At 42.9% G+C, this 17,127-nt stretch carries 11 protein-coding genes, 1 tRNA gene and 1 pseudogene; 9 read left to right on the forward strand and 4 right to left on the reverse strand.

The window, feature by feature from the left end:
* Both G596_RS25270 and G596_RS0113725 read left to right on the forward strand, forming a co-directional pair.
* A pseudogene (locus G596_RS25270) lies at positions 1-310 on the forward strand (RNA-guided endonuclease InsQ/TnpB family protein); the annotation flags it as partial.
* 112 nt (positions 311-422) lie between these two features.
* A complete protein-coding gene (locus tag G596_RS0113725; RefSeq protein WP_022762410.1) occupies positions 423-1,289 on the forward strand; it encodes a TraX family protein in 867 nt (288 codons plus the stop codon).
* Between the two features lie 16 nt (positions 1,290-1,305).
* Here G596_RS0113725 and G596_RS0113730 read toward each other — a convergent pair whose 3' ends face one another.
* Positions 1,306-1,515, reverse strand: coding sequence for a hypothetical protein (locus G596_RS0113730; protein WP_170832591.1), 210 nt, complete (start codon positions 1,513-1,515; stop codon positions 1,306-1,308).
* A gap of 239 nt (positions 1,516-1,754) precedes the next feature.
* On the opposite strand from G596_RS0113730, the gene G596_RS23925 reads away from it, so the two are divergent.
* Entirely contained in the window at positions 1,755-4,640 is a 2,886-nt protein-coding gene (locus tag G596_RS23925) for a response regulator (protein WP_022762412.1), read from the forward strand.
* Between the two features lie 660 nt (positions 4,641-5,300).
* On the opposite strand, the gene G596_RS23930 is transcribed toward G596_RS23925, so the two are convergent.
* Complete coding sequence (locus G596_RS23930; RefSeq protein WP_081646752.1) at positions 5,301-8,243, reverse strand: amino acid permease; 2,943 nt, start codon at positions 8,241-8,243, stop codon at positions 5,301-5,303.
* Between the two features lie 182 nt (positions 8,244-8,425).
* Between G596_RS23930 and G596_RS0113755 the strand changes: the two genes are divergently transcribed.
* The 4 genes from G596_RS0113755 (at position 8,426) to G596_RS0113770 (ending at position 13,691) form a co-directional block, all read left to right on the forward strand.
* Positions 8,426-8,785 (forward strand): BlaI/MecI/CopY family transcriptional regulator, encoded by a 360-nt coding sequence (locus G596_RS0113755; protein WP_091822932.1) that lies wholly within the window; start codon positions 8,426-8,428, stop codon positions 8,783-8,785.
* A gap of 57 nt (positions 8,786-8,842) precedes the next feature.
* Complete coding sequence (locus G596_RS23935) at positions 8,843-10,891, forward strand: M56 family metallopeptidase (protein ID WP_022762417.1); 2,049 nt, start codon at positions 8,843-8,845, stop codon at positions 10,889-10,891.
* A gap of 710 nt (positions 10,892-11,601) precedes the next feature.
* Positions 11,602-12,879 (forward strand): sensor histidine kinase, encoded by a 1,278-nt coding sequence (locus G596_RS23940; RefSeq protein WP_026498918.1) that lies wholly within the window; start codon positions 11,602-11,604, stop codon positions 12,877-12,879.
* A complete protein-coding gene (locus G596_RS0113770) occupies positions 12,876-13,691 on the forward strand; it encodes a response regulator (protein WP_026671347.1) in 816 nt (271 codons plus the stop codon). Before G596_RS23940 ends, G596_RS0113770 begins: the two co-directional genes overlap by 4 nt.
* Positions 13,692-13,757: 66 nt before the next feature.
* Here the strand turns inward: G596_RS0113770 and G596_RS0113775 are convergent, their stop codons facing one another.
* Together G596_RS0113775 and G596_RS0113780 are read right to left on the reverse strand one after the other, a co-directional pair.
* Positions 13,758-14,216: a hypothetical protein gene (locus G596_RS0113775; RefSeq protein ID WP_155829290.1), complete on the reverse strand. Its 459-nt coding sequence runs from the start codon at positions 14,214-14,216 to the stop codon at positions 13,758-13,760.
* 212 nt (positions 14,217-14,428) lie between these two features.
* Positions 14,429-15,895, reverse strand: a complete 1,467-nt coding sequence (locus G596_RS0113780) for a CAP domain-containing protein (protein ID WP_022762420.1) — start codon at positions 15,893-15,895, stop codon at positions 14,429-14,431.
* 196 nt (positions 15,896-16,091) lie between these two features.
* Between G596_RS0113780 and G596_RS0113785 the strand changes: the two genes are divergently transcribed.
* Positions 16,092-16,910, forward strand: coding sequence for a hypothetical protein (locus G596_RS0113785; RefSeq protein ID WP_022762421.1), 819 nt, complete (start codon positions 16,092-16,094; stop codon positions 16,908-16,910).
* Positions 16,911-16,958: 48 nt separating this feature from the next.
* Positions 16,959-17,040, forward strand: a tRNA-Leu gene (locus G596_RS0113790).
* The last annotated feature ends 87 nt before the right edge of the window (positions 17,041-17,127 follow it).

The raw sequence follows: 17,127 nt of genomic DNA on the forward strand, positions 1-17,127 counted from the left end.
TGAATACGGGATAAGGTTTGCACTTACGGAAGAGAGCTATACATCCAAAGCGGATTTCCTTGCGATGGATGAGATCCCTGTGTATAAAAAGGGCAGGAAGTCTGACTATGTTTTTTCGGGAAAAAGGATAAAGCGTGGACTCTACAGGCACTACGATGGGACAATAACAAATGCAGACATAAACGGAGCTGCAAATATCTTAAGAAAAGTATTCCCAAAGGTAACTCAATGGGATAGAGGCATAGTGGACATGCCCTGTTCTTTGGGATGCACTAAGCATCCCAAAGGTTCATGCCGCTCTGCGGCATAACAGAAACCTCTTCCGACGCAGAGTCGGTGGAGATAGTTCATTTCTGAGGGAGGGCAGCAGTTCTGATATAATAGATGGATATAAAGGTTTTGCCCGGGGGAAATAATAATCAATGGATGAATTATATAACAGACTGGAGAAGCTTGCAGAAGCGCTTCCCAGGTTTGATGCGAGTACTCTGAAAATTGTAGCGGTTATCACAATGCTTATAGATCACATTGGAGCCGGAATTTTACTGTATCTTATTAAGGGTGGATTCTACCCTTTTGGCGGTGATTTTGATCATAACGCGGAGATATATTACTGGATAAGACATGTGGGAAGGCAGGCTTTTCCCATCTATTGTTTTATGCTCACGCAGGGACTTGCTCACACCAGGAGTGTGCCGAAATATCTGCGTAATCTTGCTATATTCGGAATCATTTCTGAGCCGTTTTTCGATTATGCAGTGAAGATAAAACAGGATGTTTTTTCACTTGATCTTGTAGCGGTTTTTAACGCAAACAGAGAGATAATTCTTACCAAGTGTAATGTGTTTTTTACACTTCTTGTCGGGCTGATTTCGATTTGGATGATGAAATACGTGGAAGATATGATTTTTGAAGAAGATCCGACTTCACCCTTTGGAGTTTCTGCGGCAAGTCCTTTCCATGTACTTCTGTACCTGGCGCCCTTGGCAGCAGGCTGCATTCTGACTCAGGTAATACAGTCGGATTACAGGTGGTGGGGAGTTTGCCTCATCGGAATTTTCTATGTCTTTAGAAGAAGCAGGAAAATATCCTGTATCATCGGATATCTGTTTTTTATGAATATGGGAGGAGAGGCGTGGAGCCTTCCGGCTTTTCTTTTGATCATGCTATACAGCGGCCGTCCGGGCACAATAACAAGACGCTTCAAGTATGCTTTCTATGCATTCTATCCGCTTCATCTGTGCCTGATATATCTTGTCAGATGCTATATGGGAAAACTGATGCCTTGAGAATGTACTTCCAATCCTATTCAAACCTTGCCATCGTCAGGAAAAGGGCAACAAGAATAAGAAGCACCATGATAACGAAGATGATTTCGATTATCTTGGCGAAGATACTGAACTGCCTGAAATCTCCGCTGAAGAATAAAAATCTGACAAGCACAAGAAAGAAGAGCAGCTCGGCTATAACAATTATTGCGTCAAAAATGACGGACATGAGGGCTATTGAAGCCATAAACGGAACTGGGATCATCGGCAAATTCCTTCAAAAATTTTTATCAAAAAAATATAAATATCAGAAACATTTTCTCAATTTCATTTTAACACCAAAACATAGTCAAATAGAATCCATAAATCCCTTTTTTAAGCCATTTTTTATACCTAGTTAATAGAATTGTCATTGTTATTGTGATACCATAAAATCGAATTATCATAAAACTATGATGTCGTAACTATGCGGGCAGAGGAGTGTCGATGAAACAAAAAAAGATTACCCTCACAATGCAACTTATACTAATAGTGGCAGCTATTTTGCTCATTGGAGATGCTCTGATGGGTTATGTTATGATGAGGCAATCCCGGGAATCGATTAAGACGATCCTGAATGAGAGAATGCTGGACATCGCCAATAGTGCTGCGGCACTGCTCGACGGAGATATCATGGAATCGATTAGTCCGGCGGATACAGGAACTGAAGAGTACAACAGCCAGATGGAAAGGCTGAGTGCCTTCAGAGACAGCATCGAGCTCAAATATATCTATTGCATCAATGACGATGGAAACGGCAAATTCACGTTTTCAATAGATCCCACAATTCTTGATCCTGCGCCTTTCGGAGCGGAGGTTGTATACACCGATGCTCTATACGAGGCAAGTCTAGGAACCCCTATGGTAGATGAAGAACCATATACCGATGAATGGGGCACTTTTTACAGTGCTTACAGTCCGGTATTTAATTCGGAGGGAAAAGTTGCCTGTATAGTTGCTGTGGACTTTTCTGCAAAGTGGTATGATGACGAGCTTGCAAAATATGCAAGGGTCACCATGATAAATATTGTCTCATCATTGATTGTCGGTATTGCGCTTGTTGCCTTTGCCATGGGAAGAGTAAGGAAGCGCTTTGGAGAGCTAAGCGTTGAGATAAATGATCTTGCTTCCGATATTGATGACATTACTCGTGAGCTTCAGACTCAAACGGATAAGACAGTTTCGGAGCCTGTAGTGATAGAACCTGAAAAGAAAAAAGCAAGCACCGATGCCATCGATGATATCAAGGAAATCAGTGAAAAAATCCACGAGGTTCGCGGTCATATAAGTGAGTATATGGATCATGCACAGAGACGTGCAAACAGCATGATCACGGCTCTGGCTGCGGATTACAGAAGTGTCTATTATGTAAATCTGGACAAGGATGAAGGCGTCTGCTTCAGAGAGCATTCAAATATAAAAAATGGCCTTGGTGAAGGAGAGCACTTTATTTTCAGCGAGACCTTTACAAAGTATGCGAATGATTATGTTGCTGAGAGCTACAGGCCCGGATTCCTTGAATTTATATCACCTGAGGTTATTAGGAAAAATCTTGAAAGCGAACCGATAATAGCTTTCAGATATCTGGTTTCCAGAAACGGAGTTGAGTCCTACGAGATGCTTAGAATAGCAGGTGTTCGAAGGGCTGAAGATAGGGACGATCACATCGTTCATTCTATCGGAGTGGGATTTACCGACGTTGATATGGAGATGAGAAGATCCCTCGATCAGAGCCAGGCTCTTAGTGATGCGCTACAGGTTGCTGAGGAAGCAAGTAAAGCGAAAACTGTTTTCCTGTCAAATATGAGTCATGAGATCAGAACGCCCATGAATGCCATCATAGGGCTCGACAGGATTGCCCTGAGCGACCCCGATATCTCTGAAAAAACCAAGGATTACCTTGAGCAGATTGAAAGCTCCGCGAATCATCTGCTTAAGATAATAAATGACATTCTTGATATGTCCAGGATCGAGTCGGGACGTATGACGATGAAAAATGAGGAATTTTCATTCATTAAATTATTGGGGCAGATCAATACGATTATCGGAAGTCAGTGCAACGACAAGGGACTTAGGTTTGAGAGCAAGATAGTCGGAGATGTTGATAAATACTATATCGGTGATGACATGAAGCTGAAGCAGGTCATCATAAATATCCTTGGCAACGCGGTTAAGTTTACACAAAAGGACGGTACGGTGAGTCTTGTAACCGAGCGAACGGCAAGGTTTGACGGGAAATCAACCCTGACCTTCACCATGAAGGATACTGGAATCGGAATGGATGAGGAATTTATTCCGAAGATTTTTGAACCCTTTGCACAGGAAGATGCTTCCAGTACCAACAAGTACGGCAGCACCGGCCTTGGTATGGCAATAACCAAGAATATCGTCGAGATGATGAACGGTAAAATTGAGGTTACAAGCAAAAAGGGAGAAGGTACAACGTTTGTTGTCTCTGTTACTCTGATGGACTCCGACAGAGTGGACACAGCTGAGGATGGAGATGAGATAAATCCGCAGGAGATGGTTGTACTTGTTGTTGATGATGACGATTTTGCATGCGAACATGCAAAGCTTGAGCTTGAGAAGGTAGGAATAGCCTCGGAGATTGCACACTCAGGAGAGGAAGCACTGGAGATGGTAAGGCTTCGCCATGCAAGGAGAGAACTGTACAATCTTATTCTTATGGACTGGAAGATGCCTCAGATGGACGGTATTGAGACCACAAAGAAGATAAGGGAGATAATCGGTGATGATTCTGCAATAATCATCCTGACCTCTTTCCAGTGGGATGATGTACTTCATGAGGCATTGGAATCAGGCGTTGACAGCTTTATCTCAAAACCGCTTAATTCAGTCTTTATTCTTGATCAGTTCAAGGAAGCACTGGTTAAGAAGAATATGGAAAACTCAGCCCGCATAGACAAGGTTAAGCTTGAGGGACGACGGGTTCTTCTGGCCGAGGATATAATGGTTAATGCCAGGATTATGATGAAGGTTCTTGACATGAGGAAGATTGAAGTCGACTATGCTGAGAACGGTAAAATTGCGGTCGAGTTCTTTGAATCCCACCCTGAGTGGTACTATGACGCAATTTTGATGGACATGAGAATGCCCGAGATGGATGGCCTCACCGCTGCAGCTGCCATAAGAGCACTTGACAGGGACGATGCCAAGAAGATCCCGATCATCGCCCTGACCGCCAACGCCTTTGACGAGGACGTGCAGCGAAGCCTCCAGGCAGGCCTCAACGCCCACCTTAGTAAACCCGTTGAACCCGACATAATATTCGAAACCCTCGAAAGCCTCATCACGGATCACCCGCAAAATTAAAAACTTCACACAGCAAGTAAGAATCCCGCCTTAGCCGTTTTTTACAGCGCTGGCGGGATTTTATATTTCATGGCATGCTCCGCCTCCAATGGCCTTGGCCCCCATGCAGCCCGATGGCTCCGGGGCCGAGACCATATGCTCATTTTCACCGTCAATTGGCTCAGAACATTCATCAGGCTCTTTGTTTTCTTTAATTCATGCGTGGGACAAAACTCAAAACTGTTTGCGAAAGCCACTAACGTCCTTAAGACTCTTTTGCAATTTATTCTGAGCTTTGAATTTTCTTATGCTCACATAGCAGATTTTAAGTGCATGCGAGATAACGAGCTTTGAAAAAGCGATTATATCGAGCATGCACAATAGAAGAAATCTGCGTGAGCATTAGAAAATTCAAGCGAGTGAATATAGAAGCAAAAAGTCTTAAGAACGTAAGTGGCTCTAAGCAAACATTTCTCAAACATGTTGTCCCACGCATGATGACAAACCAAGAGCCTGATGAATTTCGCCAGATGACGGTTCATCTGAGCATATGGTCTCGGCCCCGGAGCCATCGGGCTGCATGGGGGCCAAGGCCATTGGAGGCGGAGCATTTGACAAACGAAATCCCGCCAGCGCTGATGAGAACGGCTGAGCGGGATTCTATTGTATTATGTGAAGTTTTTAGTTGGCGATAATCTTTTCGGGGGGCATGTACTTCATGATCATTTCTTCGAGGAATTTGCCGGGGACAGGTTTTGACATGTAATCATCAAAGCCCAGCTTAAGGTATTCGTCGCGCGCAGTCACGCCTGCGTTAGCGGTAACCGATATGCAGGGCTTTTTTCTGTTTGGATTGTCCTCAGAAGCTCTGAGGGCGTTCAGCATCTCAACACCGTCCATTCCGGGCATGTGATGATCTATGATAAGAAGATCGTATTCATTTTTCGAAGACATTTTAAGGCCTTCGTAGCCGTCTGATGCGGTGTCTACCGTGAGGAGAGTCTGTTTTAACAATCCCTTGAAAACAGTAAGATTCGTCTCGTTATCATCCACGATAAGAATGCGCCCGTTAGGGGAGGTGAACAGAGGTCGATAGGTCTCCTTGGTCCAGGGAAGAATTTCTTCCTGGAGCGCGTTGGATCCGATGGGAGCCCAATCAATTACCTTTTGCTTAACGGTAAAAGTAAAGTTGGAACCAAGTCCGGATTCGCTCTCCATCTCCAGCTTTCCTTTCATCAGGGAAAGAAGATTGCGAATGATGTTCATACCGAGACCTATGTTCTGCATGTTCAGTGATTTCCTGTCACTTAAGTGTTCAAAGGAGTTCGTCATGCGCTTTTTATCATTATCGGAGATACCGATACCTGTATCTACTATGGAAGAAATCATGGATATCGTTTCATCATCCAACTTTGTAAAATTGATGATCAGAGAGACTTTTCCTTCGTTCGTATATTTAACGGCATTTGACAAAAGTTTCTGATATACCTGGCGCAGCCTGACGACATCACCGCACAACCTGCGCGGCATGTCCTGATCTATCCGAACCTCGTAGGCCAGGCCCTTTGCTTTAGCCAGGCGTCTCGAGGATTTGATCGTTTCGTTGACCATTTGAGGAAAATCATATTCCGTCTCTGCAAGTTCCAGATTTCCTGAATCAATCAGAGAAAAATCAAGCAGATCATTGACCAGAGAGACTACCAGATTGCCGGCAACATGTATTTCGGAAGCCTGCTTTCGAATAGTGTCATCAGAGGTCTCGCGAAGAATCATCTCATCAAGTCCCATGATGGAATTGACGGGAGTTCGAATTTCGTGTGACATGTGGGACAGGAATTTGTTCTTTGTTTTTACAAGACTCTCGGCCGTCTTTTTCTGCCTGTTGATTAAACCGGCATATAAACTGAAGACGATGATAAGCGTGATGATAATCAGACCATTTTCAATCGTACTTTCTTTCATCTGTGAAACTTTAATTATAGTCATTTGTTCATCAAGAAATGCATCAAGATGTGCCTTTTCTTCCGGAGTTTGACTTATTCCGTTTTGATCAAAAGCATGGTTGTGATAGTCCTGGAGATTTTCCACTACAGTATTTGTGGCTGTGTCCGTAATCTGTCTTGTCCAAACCGAAGTGGTGAAGAAGATCAGAAACAGAAACATTATCCATACAACAGTGGAACTACCGAATCGCCACTCGTCATCCTTTCGACAGATGTAGCGGAAAAAGATGAAACCAAGGACGCTCCAGATAACAAGAATCAGGTAGGACTCCGTGGAAAGAGTTAATACTGATGAAAAACTGGGAATAATGAAGTACATAAAGAAAAAGACGGAACAAAGCTTTCCGATTGTGCCGGTAGCTGTAACTATATAATTTTTCTCATCCTTTGATATTTTGAAAGCTACCAGTGAAATATAAAAATACGCAATTGAGGCGCCTATTGAGCTTATATCCACGATCCAACCGATAACACTTCTTCCGAGGAAGGGGATAGGTAATGAAATAAGAACGATAAACGGAATAATATTCTTGGAAATGTGTTTTTTGTCGGAATGTCCGAACCAGGAGGGGAGCATATTCTGTCTGTACATGGACATCATGAGCCTTGAGAGTACAAACATGTTGCCGAGGATTCCTGTGAACAATGCCCCTACTATTGTAAGAATGAGAAATCTGATACCACTTTTTCCAAGGATTGTTTCTACCGAATTAAAAACAGGAATACTATTGACTCCGGTGAATCTGCCAAGGTTATTTATATATGAAAACCAGTCCCCATATGGCCTTTGGGGTGCAGATGCGGCAACGAGTGTGAGGGCAATATAACAAAAGGCACTGAGTAACACAGAAACAATAATAATCGGAAGACATTTTTTAGTTGAAAAATTGAACTCCTCCGAGGCGTGTGAGATGGACTCAAAGCCAACAAAAGCCCATGGAGATAGCGCAATAATATTCATCATACCAAGGAGCGGTATTTTGCCGGGGGGATAATTAGGCTCTATATTGAAGCCGTTTTTTGAAAGATGGAAAATTGCAGCTATGAAAATTACGGTGATTCCCGCAATCATTATTAAGGCGCAGACGGTCTGTACAATACCGGGAATTCTGTTTCCGGCATAGCAAATTCCGCCTATTAGAAGTATTGCAAAGACGGACAGGAGAGCTTCGCCTAAATATACATCGTAGCCTGCAATCTGATAATGGAAGCCGAATTGAAATTTTTTTCCCATGAAATATCTGAAGATCAGTGGGAGTGCCGTGGCATTTGCCCAGGCGATTGAAATATAAACAATCGCAAGGAACCATGAGCAAAGAAATCCGTGATCATAACTAAGATTCGTTCGGACATAGGTAAATGCTCCGCCTGCATCAGGTGAGTGGTTTATCATAAAATGATAATTGACGCCGATTATCAGCATAATTGCAGCGCTGATTAGCATGCTTATTATCGTACCGAGTGGCCCGGCTATGGGAAGGAAAGTCGTCCCCGGCATAATGAAGGCACCCCAGCCGACAGCGCAGCCAAAGGAGATGGCCCACACATTTAGCGGAGACAGATTTTTCTGAAGCATTGATGCGGATTTTTTCTTGTTGGTTGGTTTCATTTCGATCACCATTTTTCTTTAAAAGATTCGACAATATCTGCATATTATAATTATCCACCAAGCTGATAAACCTATGATAAACTGAGCATTAAATATCGATAAAAAGTTTTGCGAAAAATGGTTGACAGAATGGTCTATTGTGAATAGACTATAGATATGAGGTCGATTTAGGATAGACTAACACAAAGGAGGATATCATGGCGGTAGAATTAGGGGAAGTTCAAATGCAGTTTGCAGAGCTTATCTGGGAGAAAGAGCCCGTGGGATCGGGCGAACTGGTGAAGCTGTGTGCTGATTCATTCGGATGGAAAAAGTCCACAACCTATACGGTTTTAAAAAAGCTCTGCGAAAAGGGCCTGTTTCAAAATGTGGATGGCACTGTTACATCCATGATTTCCAAAGAGGATTTTTATACGAAAAAGAGCGAGGAGTTTGTGGAAGAGACTTTTGGGGGATCGCTCCCTGCGTTTCTGGCTGCATTCACATCGAGACAGAAGCTTTCTAAAAAAGAGATTGATGAGATAAAGAAGATAATCGATGGGGCGAAGGACTGACAGTGACTTAATGAAGTTGATGACCGGTATTTGATTTGGGCTAGAGGAGAAGTGTGTATGGGGGCAATTTTTATCAGGATAATAGGGATGAGCGCAGCTGCAGTGTTTCTGATGCTAGCAGTAATTATTATAAGGATTCCGCTTAAGAAGGCGCCGAAATGGTTTATGGGAGTGCTCTGGGCGCTTGTTGCTCTGAGGCTTGTTATACCATTTCAGATTGAGTCGAAGATCGGATTTTTACCGGATATAGGTAATGTGATTGAGTCCTATGCCGATGGCGGAAGGAGTACAAGTTATAGGACAGAAGTTACAACCCATGTTTTTCAGGCTGATGGAGATGTTGGCAGTGATGATGCTGCAGGCACGGCTGAGGAAACTGTGAAAGAATATCTTCCGGCTGAGGAAATTACAACTACAAGTATAGGAAGCACAGGCACTTCGGGGAGTCTTTTGTGGAATGAGCTTTTCATAAGACTTCAGATGATCTGGCTGTTCGGAATGCTTCTTGTTATTGGCTATGCGGTGTTCAGTTTTGTTTCTATAAAAAAGAAGACGAGCGCATCTATAAAAATGGAGGGCGTGGACAGAGCATATATCTGCGACGAAATCGATACTCCGTTTATATTGGGAATAGTTCGTCCTGCAATATATCTGCCTTCGGGGCTTGACGGCGAGACCACAAGAAATGTTATCGCACATGAGAGAGCACATATCAGAAGAGGAGACCATCTCCGCAAGCAGTTTGGATTCCTTCTTCTTGCGATTCACTGGTTCAATCCGCTGGTGTGGATTTCCTATATTCTGTTCTGCAAGGACATTGAGCTTGCCTGCGATGAGAAGGTTATTAGCCGCATGTCACTCGATGAGAAGAAATCCTATGCGAATGCGCTTCTTCTTTGCAGTACGCATCAGAGGATGGTGCTTGCTTATCCGCTTGCTTTCGGCGAGGTTGGAGTTGGCACGAGAGTTAAGCAGATATTCAATTATAAAAAGCCGACCTTCTGGCTTATTCTTCTTCTGGTCGTAGTTAGCGGAGCGCTTTCGACTTGCTTTCTGACAAGTGCTGCTGAGAGCGATGTCGCTATGACCGGAGCCGATGTAAGTGAGAATTCCGAATCCGAAAATGAAGCTGATTCAGTGACAGGGAGTACAGCCGATTTTGATTCTATAAATGATGCGAAGGACAGATTACTCAAGAATTGGGCCGACGCTTTTATTGCAAGAGACGCAGATAAGATCATCAGCTTTTCATCGGAATCTGTTCAGCAAAAACTAATAAGGGAAGGCCTGCTTTCTAAAGAAGATGATGGTGCCACCTTTGGCTGGTCAAGTCCCTGGCCTTTGGTTTCCACGCTTGGTAAGAGTGCTTTTTCCACATGCTATTTCACAGATGATTCCAAGACCGAGGCGGAGTTTCACTATCTGGCGACAGATTCCGAGCCCCATGTTTATGTATGGATAGAAAAGATTAAGATTGCGGAAGATGAGAACGGAGACTACAAGGTAGTCGAAGAGCATATGGACATCTACTATGAGATTTCATCCTTCAAGGACTTCCAAAATGCTTATTATTTGAACAGTGTCGATAATGAGTACATCGATTACGTGAAGAACGGCTTCGGAGAATATCTCAATCAAAATGCGAAGGAAGATAAGGCTGGGCTCTACGCAAAGCTGTTTGATCCGGCAGAAGCTGCGAGATATCTTCTGAATCTCTCGGATGATGAATCGCTTGTTACCGTTGGCACAGGTGCTGATAATGGAGAAGGAGTAGTTGTTTCGGTCAAGTTCTTTAAAGAAAATAAGTTTCTGGACATTCTGATGATACAGCCCTTTGGTGAAGACGGCATCTATGTGCCCAGGATGGATCTTCCGATAAGCAATTACGGTAAGCTGAGCTATCCGAATTATAATGATGAAACCGGATATGAGTTTACTGAAGAGGATGGGGATTCAGCCGGTGATACCGATTCAGCCGGTGAGGGCGTGACGAATCTTCCGTACACTAAGGATACTGATGCCGAGACAGTGAATCTGCCTTATGAAGGCGACGTGGATTCTGCTGAATATATAGATGAGAATAAATCCGTACTGGATGGTGAGTAATGTGGGGCAGATTCAAGAGAATAAGAGCTATTATGAAGATATGGCGGGACGCAAGTGGGAATCTTGATATTCCTATATTGTGTCCTGTTTTTTATTGAAAGTTTTATTGAAATGCGTGCATACAACAATAAGTCGGCAGAGAATCACAGTGTTTGTTGTGAGCCTATTTAAATTTATGAGATTTGTTTGGGATGCCAAGATATTTGTAAAACTAAGATAATATGGGTACATCGAGAACGCCTGAATGCCAAGATTTTCAGATAATCAAGCATATTTGGGCTCGGAAATTTTAAAATACTACCAAGATAACTTGAAGAACTGAAAAATCTTGGTATGGAAAATAGTTGGCATTACCAAGATATTATTAAAAATGGAAATATCTTGGCATGAGGAAGATTCGGGAATACCAAGAAAAAGTGAAAAATAGAGATATCTTGGTTTAGAGAACAATGGGGAATACCCAGAAAAAGTCGGAAATCCAAATATCATGGCATGATCACAATAACATAAAAAATTTGTGACGACCTTTTGTAGGACAGCTAGTGATACTGTATATGGTGTTGTAAAATGGTGTTTGGAAGGTTTCCAGATATATCAAGGGTTTATCAATAATAGAACTATGAAAGCCCAGAACTGATGCTGATACTGGAATAAATAAGAAAATAGAATCAGCACGATACTCGAATACATATATTGGGAAGGACAACTATTTGACTACAGATTCCAACATACAGATTATTGTGGCGCTCAATATGACGCTTATATTGCAACTCCTCGGGGTGTTTTTTGCGGTGCTGGCTGATCCATATATAAAAAGAGAGCAAAGGATCAGTCTTTATACAATCTTAGGGCTTGTGACCTTTTTGCTTGTTGAACCGCAAATCAGCGAGGCTTATGGAGAGGTGCTTTATAGGAGTGCGCCGGGACTATGGAATACACTGATATCGGCGGCCGGTTATATTATGCGCACAATAGTGCTGTATCACTTTATAAAACTTACAGGAAATGAAAAAGGATTAAAGCTGCTGAAGATTCTCATTATTGCAAATGCGGCTTTATGCTTATCCAGCCTTTTTGCGCCCTGGGTGTTCTTCTATGACAGTGCAGGGCATTGGCACAGAGGACCGCTGAATTACATTATTTTTGTGGTGAGTTTCTTTATGGTGCTTTGGTTCGTGGCAGGGACCCTGATAAGATATCGTGGAATTAGGCACAGAGAGAGTATCGTACCGATTATCATTTCCGTTAATGTTGCAATTGCCGTTGCAATGGATCTTTCGCTGGGTTTTGGCCCCAAAATATCCTTTTTGACAGTGGCGATGACTGAGAGCACCGTATTTTTCTATATCTGGCTGCATCTCCAGTTTGTGCGCGAGCATGAAAATTCTCTTAAAGCTGAACAGAGAATTAAAATCATGATGTCCCAGATACAGCCGCACTTTTTATTTAACACACTCTCAACCATACAGGCGCTGACGGAGATTGATCCGGAGAGAGCGTCTAAGGTCATCGAGGAATTTGCGATGTACCTGAGGCAGAACATCAACTCGCTCAATCAGGAATCACTCATTCAGGTGAAAAAAGAAATAGAGCACACGAAGATTTATTCAGACATTGAGGAAGTGCGTTTCCCTTCCATAAGAATAGATTATGAGATAGAGGATGATGACTTTTTAGTTCCGCCACTGACGATTCAGCCGATGGTGGAAAATGCTATTCGTCACGGAGTAAGAGGTAAAAAGCATGGCTGGGTTTCCGTCAGCACTTTCCGTGAGGACGATTTTCATGTTATCTCTATTCGCGATAACGGTAAGGGATTTGATGTGGATAAGATGATTGAGGATAGCATGAACGGAGATCATATAGGAGTAAAAAATGTACGCGACCGTATCATAGATATGACGGGAGGAACCTTCGTAATTGACAGTGTGATCGACGAAGGAACATCCGTCACTATAAAGATACCGATTATAAGGGAAGATTTATGAAAGCAATATGTGTAGATGATGAGGAGCTGATTCTTTCAAGGACGGTTTCACTTGTTAAAAAAACAAAAAAATTCGATAATGTGGAAGCTTTTTCCAATGCACTGGACGCACTGAAATATCTTGAGTCCGACAATGCTGATTTGGCTCTTCTTGACATAGATATGCCTGAAATGGGCGGACTCGAGCTTGCAACCAATATTAAGGACAGATGCCCCAATATCAAAATTATTTTTCTGACGGGATATTCAGAATATGCTGTTGATGCGTATGCCATGCATGCGTCGGGGTATCTTCTTAAGCCCATCGGATATGACAGACTTCTCTCTGAGATTGAGTATGCGCTGGGACCGTCTGCTGCAGGAGTGACCGCTAAAGACAGCGAGAGTAAACCTTCTAAAATCAAGGTTGAGACTTTCGGATTTTTCAATATTCTGGTCGATGATAAACCGGTGGTTTTTAAGAGATCGAAGGCAAAAGAGCTCCTTGCATGTCTCGTCGATCGCCGCGGACAATTCATCTCCCGTAAGGATTTATTCTATATTCTCTGGGAAGATGATGACTATGACAGAGCTAAGCAGAAGTACTTTGACACAATTATAAGAAGTCTCAAGGACACTTTAGAGGAGTACAATATATCGGACATCTTTGAAACGCAGCCCGGGCTTATGCGAATAGTACCTGAAAAAATCGACTGCGACCTGTATCGTTTTCTGGATAAAGACAAAGCAGCAATTGACAGCTTCAGGGGAGAGTATATGAACTCCTATACCTGGGCGAGTGCAACCGAAGGATATCTTGACGACATTTTGTAGGACAGTCGGTGATATAGTTATTACAACATTAAGATTTCCGGTGAGGGGGAGATTCTAATGCGACGATCAGACACACGGTGGCTGATCAAAGTACAAAATGTTTACGAAAAAGAAGAGGCGCGGCTTAGGCCGCGCCCTTTCGTTTTTATATAACTTGTAGTTGCTATATGAATCCTCAGCATTCAAAGCCAGATAATTCCTGGAGTCTTTTGACATATTAAACGCAGCCTTATAACTTTGAAGCACCGCGTCCTTGCTGTAAGTCTCAGGAAGAGCAGCATATCCTATTGAAAACATAGTCTGGTAATTGTAGTTATAAGAGTTGCTTCTTGGATAATATCCCTTCAGCACATCCTGATTCAAAAATTGCTGCAGTGCGGATGTCCAGTCCAGCTCAGCGGTTTTTTCGTCGGTATAACTAATCTTTGCTCCGATTACAACGGTATAAGTATGGTTCGGAGTAAGACCTCTCAGCATATAGTTGCCCTGGTAATCGTTCAGGCGATACTGCTTTTTTCCGATCATAGCCTTTGCTGCTTTTAAGGCATTATCTTTTCCGTTTGCCTGGTCCCCGTAGCGCCGAGAACAGGAAGTTCCTTCGGCTTTGTGGAAGTGCAAACTCTTCCGAGAGTAATATTGCACATAGAATATGACGGACTGCCGGGTGCGTATCTAAAGTAAATAAGGGCACTATGTGATACATACATAGCGCCCTGGGAATTCTCAATATAATGATGTTACTTTACTTTAATCTTCTTTGTCTTGCTCCATCCTGAGTAAACTTTCATGCCATAAATATTTTTATAGCAGCGGATGCGGACGAAGTATTTTTTTCCGGACTTAAGCTTTTTGATCTTTGCAGAGCTCTTGCTTCCTGCAAAGGTTTTCGTTTTTGCATCTGAAAACTTCTTGTTTGTAGCATACTGAATTTCATATTTGCTGGCGCCGGATACCTTGTCCCAGCTTATGGAAAAACTGCGTTTGCCCTTGGCAAGGGTGAAGGAGTCTACTTTTTTCGGAGCCTTTTCGGAGCTTTCTTTCCCAGAGTTTTCATTCTTCGAACTTTTCATTATATAAAACATAAACTGTTTGGTACCGGTGAAATTGCCCTTTCCGGTTACTATTGCATAGGCATAGCCGGGCTTAACATTGTTCGAGTAGGAAACAGTGTAGTCAACGCCGTTTACTAAAGGTGTTCCATTATAGGTCAGAGACACATCGGGTGTCACAGCGCTTCCGGTGGCAGTTTGCGCAGGAATTGATTCACTATCGACAAAGTACATATTCACGGGATTAACTGTAACAGGTATTGAAAAACGGCTTCCGTTAGAAAGGGAACCATCTATGGTTGCTGAGCCTGCATTTTTTCCTTTAAGAGTCGACTTGTCAATTTCAATAAGGTAGCTGTCTGAAACGGAAAAGCTGCTGATGGGCTTAGTCTGAATGGGACGATATATCGATTCATAGAAAACAGCCTCCTGAACCTTGGACAGATCGTAAGTTTCGCCATAGTCCAGACTTATACGTGAGACGGAAGTTCCGCTTTTTATTTTTGATGAAAGGCAATCCACATTTACGGCCTGTGTACTGTTGGTAGCGGGGGTAGCAGCCGTGGATACTGTGGGACTTCTGAACTCCTGAACCCAGTAATGGGTGCCGTTTCGGATGACATGACCGACAGCTACGCAGGTAAATCCTTGTCCCAACATATTTCGGCGGTGTCCCTGTCCTTCGTAAGGATCATCTGTCTCCTGCCATGCCCGGAATACTGAATCAGCTGAACTATAGCCGTAGGCTATGTTCTCACCCGCATACATATATTGGCTGTATGCAGAAAAGCATTGACTACCATTTGGCCTTGTGTGCTCAAATAAAACGGATATCTCCATAGCCCTTTGCATAGCAGTTTTCTCAAGATCATAATCATACACGAGGTTAGAGAGACCGGTGTAGCGGACCTTCTGGGTGTTACTTTCGTTCCATGCCCATGCCTCGGAACCGGTCCTGAAATCATTGATTGCCTTCAGCATATTACGAGCACTCGTCTGCTCGTAGGTTCCCGTAACCTGATAGGTCACGATGGACTCAGCGTGCACGGGTATAGGTGAGGTCAGTGCTGATGAAACTGCCATCATCGTGACCATTGCTGTAGAGATTATCCGGGCAGATAGTGATTTAATTGTGAAAACAGATTTTATATTCATATAGCCTCCAATAAGCTTTTATCAGTCTCTCAGAGTATAGCATATAACAACATCAGGTTTGCAACTTTTTTCATGACTGAACTGTATAGATAGTATAAGAGAAATAATTGTATTTTTGCCTGTGAAAATGTATCATAACCATAGTAGATATATGGGGATATCTATTGTTTTATGTATGTTTTACGGAGGGAATTTTATGTCAAAGATTTTTGTTGGGAAATGTCCTCAGTGTGATGCGAATGTATATCAGGAGGAGGGAGAGCAAATAGCAAAGTGCTATTATTGCGGGTCAATTGTCAGTGCGCTCCCTAAGGCCGATACACCATTAAAATGCGTTACCATTGAAGCGGAGGTAACAAAGCGAAGAAAATCTGCTGAGACTAACAGTAAGATTGCACTTGGTCTTGTAATAATGCTCGGCATTTTGTTTGTGGGACTCGGTGTTATGCTTAGTGTTCTCGGAATAAGCTATGCAAAGGAACGCCTTGTTGCTTCCAATAAGAAACAGGAGCCTGCAACTATCAGTAATTTTTATGATAAAACGGATGATTCTGACTTGGATTATGATGAACCGGTAGAGCTTCCTGATGTTGCTACCAATCAGGACATTGAGACCATTATAGAGGAGGAAGCACCTACGGCAGCTGCACCTTCTGAGGCTTTGGACGGATCTGTTCCTCAGTACGGCGACCTCACGGTAAATGAGTGCAAGGCAGTGGAGGATGCGAGATTTTATCTGAATTTATACAGCTTTTCCAGAAGCACTTTGATGGAGCTTTTATCAGAAGGAGAGGATGCGAAGTATACAGAGGCTGAGGCCAGCCATGCTCTTGACTATATGGAAGAGAATGACTTCGTGGATTGGTATACACAGGCTATGCTGGCAGCAGAGGAACTCCTGGAGATCTATCCTGATTACACTAAGAAGCAAATAGTATATTTGCTGACTACAGGTTCTCAGAGATACACACAGAAAGAGGCTGAGTTCGCGGCAGATGCACTCGGCATAAAATAAATCACGTCATTGACGTGTGGTATAAAAAACTGTATATTAAAACAGTTGGCAGAAGTGATGGAATTGGCAGACATGCAGGATTTAGGTTCCTGTGCCGCAAGGCGTGTGGGTTCAAGTCCCATCTTCTGCAGGAATAAAAAGCCACCGACTCGAAAGAGGAGGTGGTTTTTTATTCCTGCAGAAGATGGGCTCCAATATATACTTTTTTCTACTAACA

Source organism: Butyrivibrio sp. AD3002 (assembly GCF_000420905.1).
Taxonomy (GTDB): domain Bacteria; phylum Bacillota; class Clostridia; order Lachnospirales; family Lachnospiraceae; genus Butyrivibrio.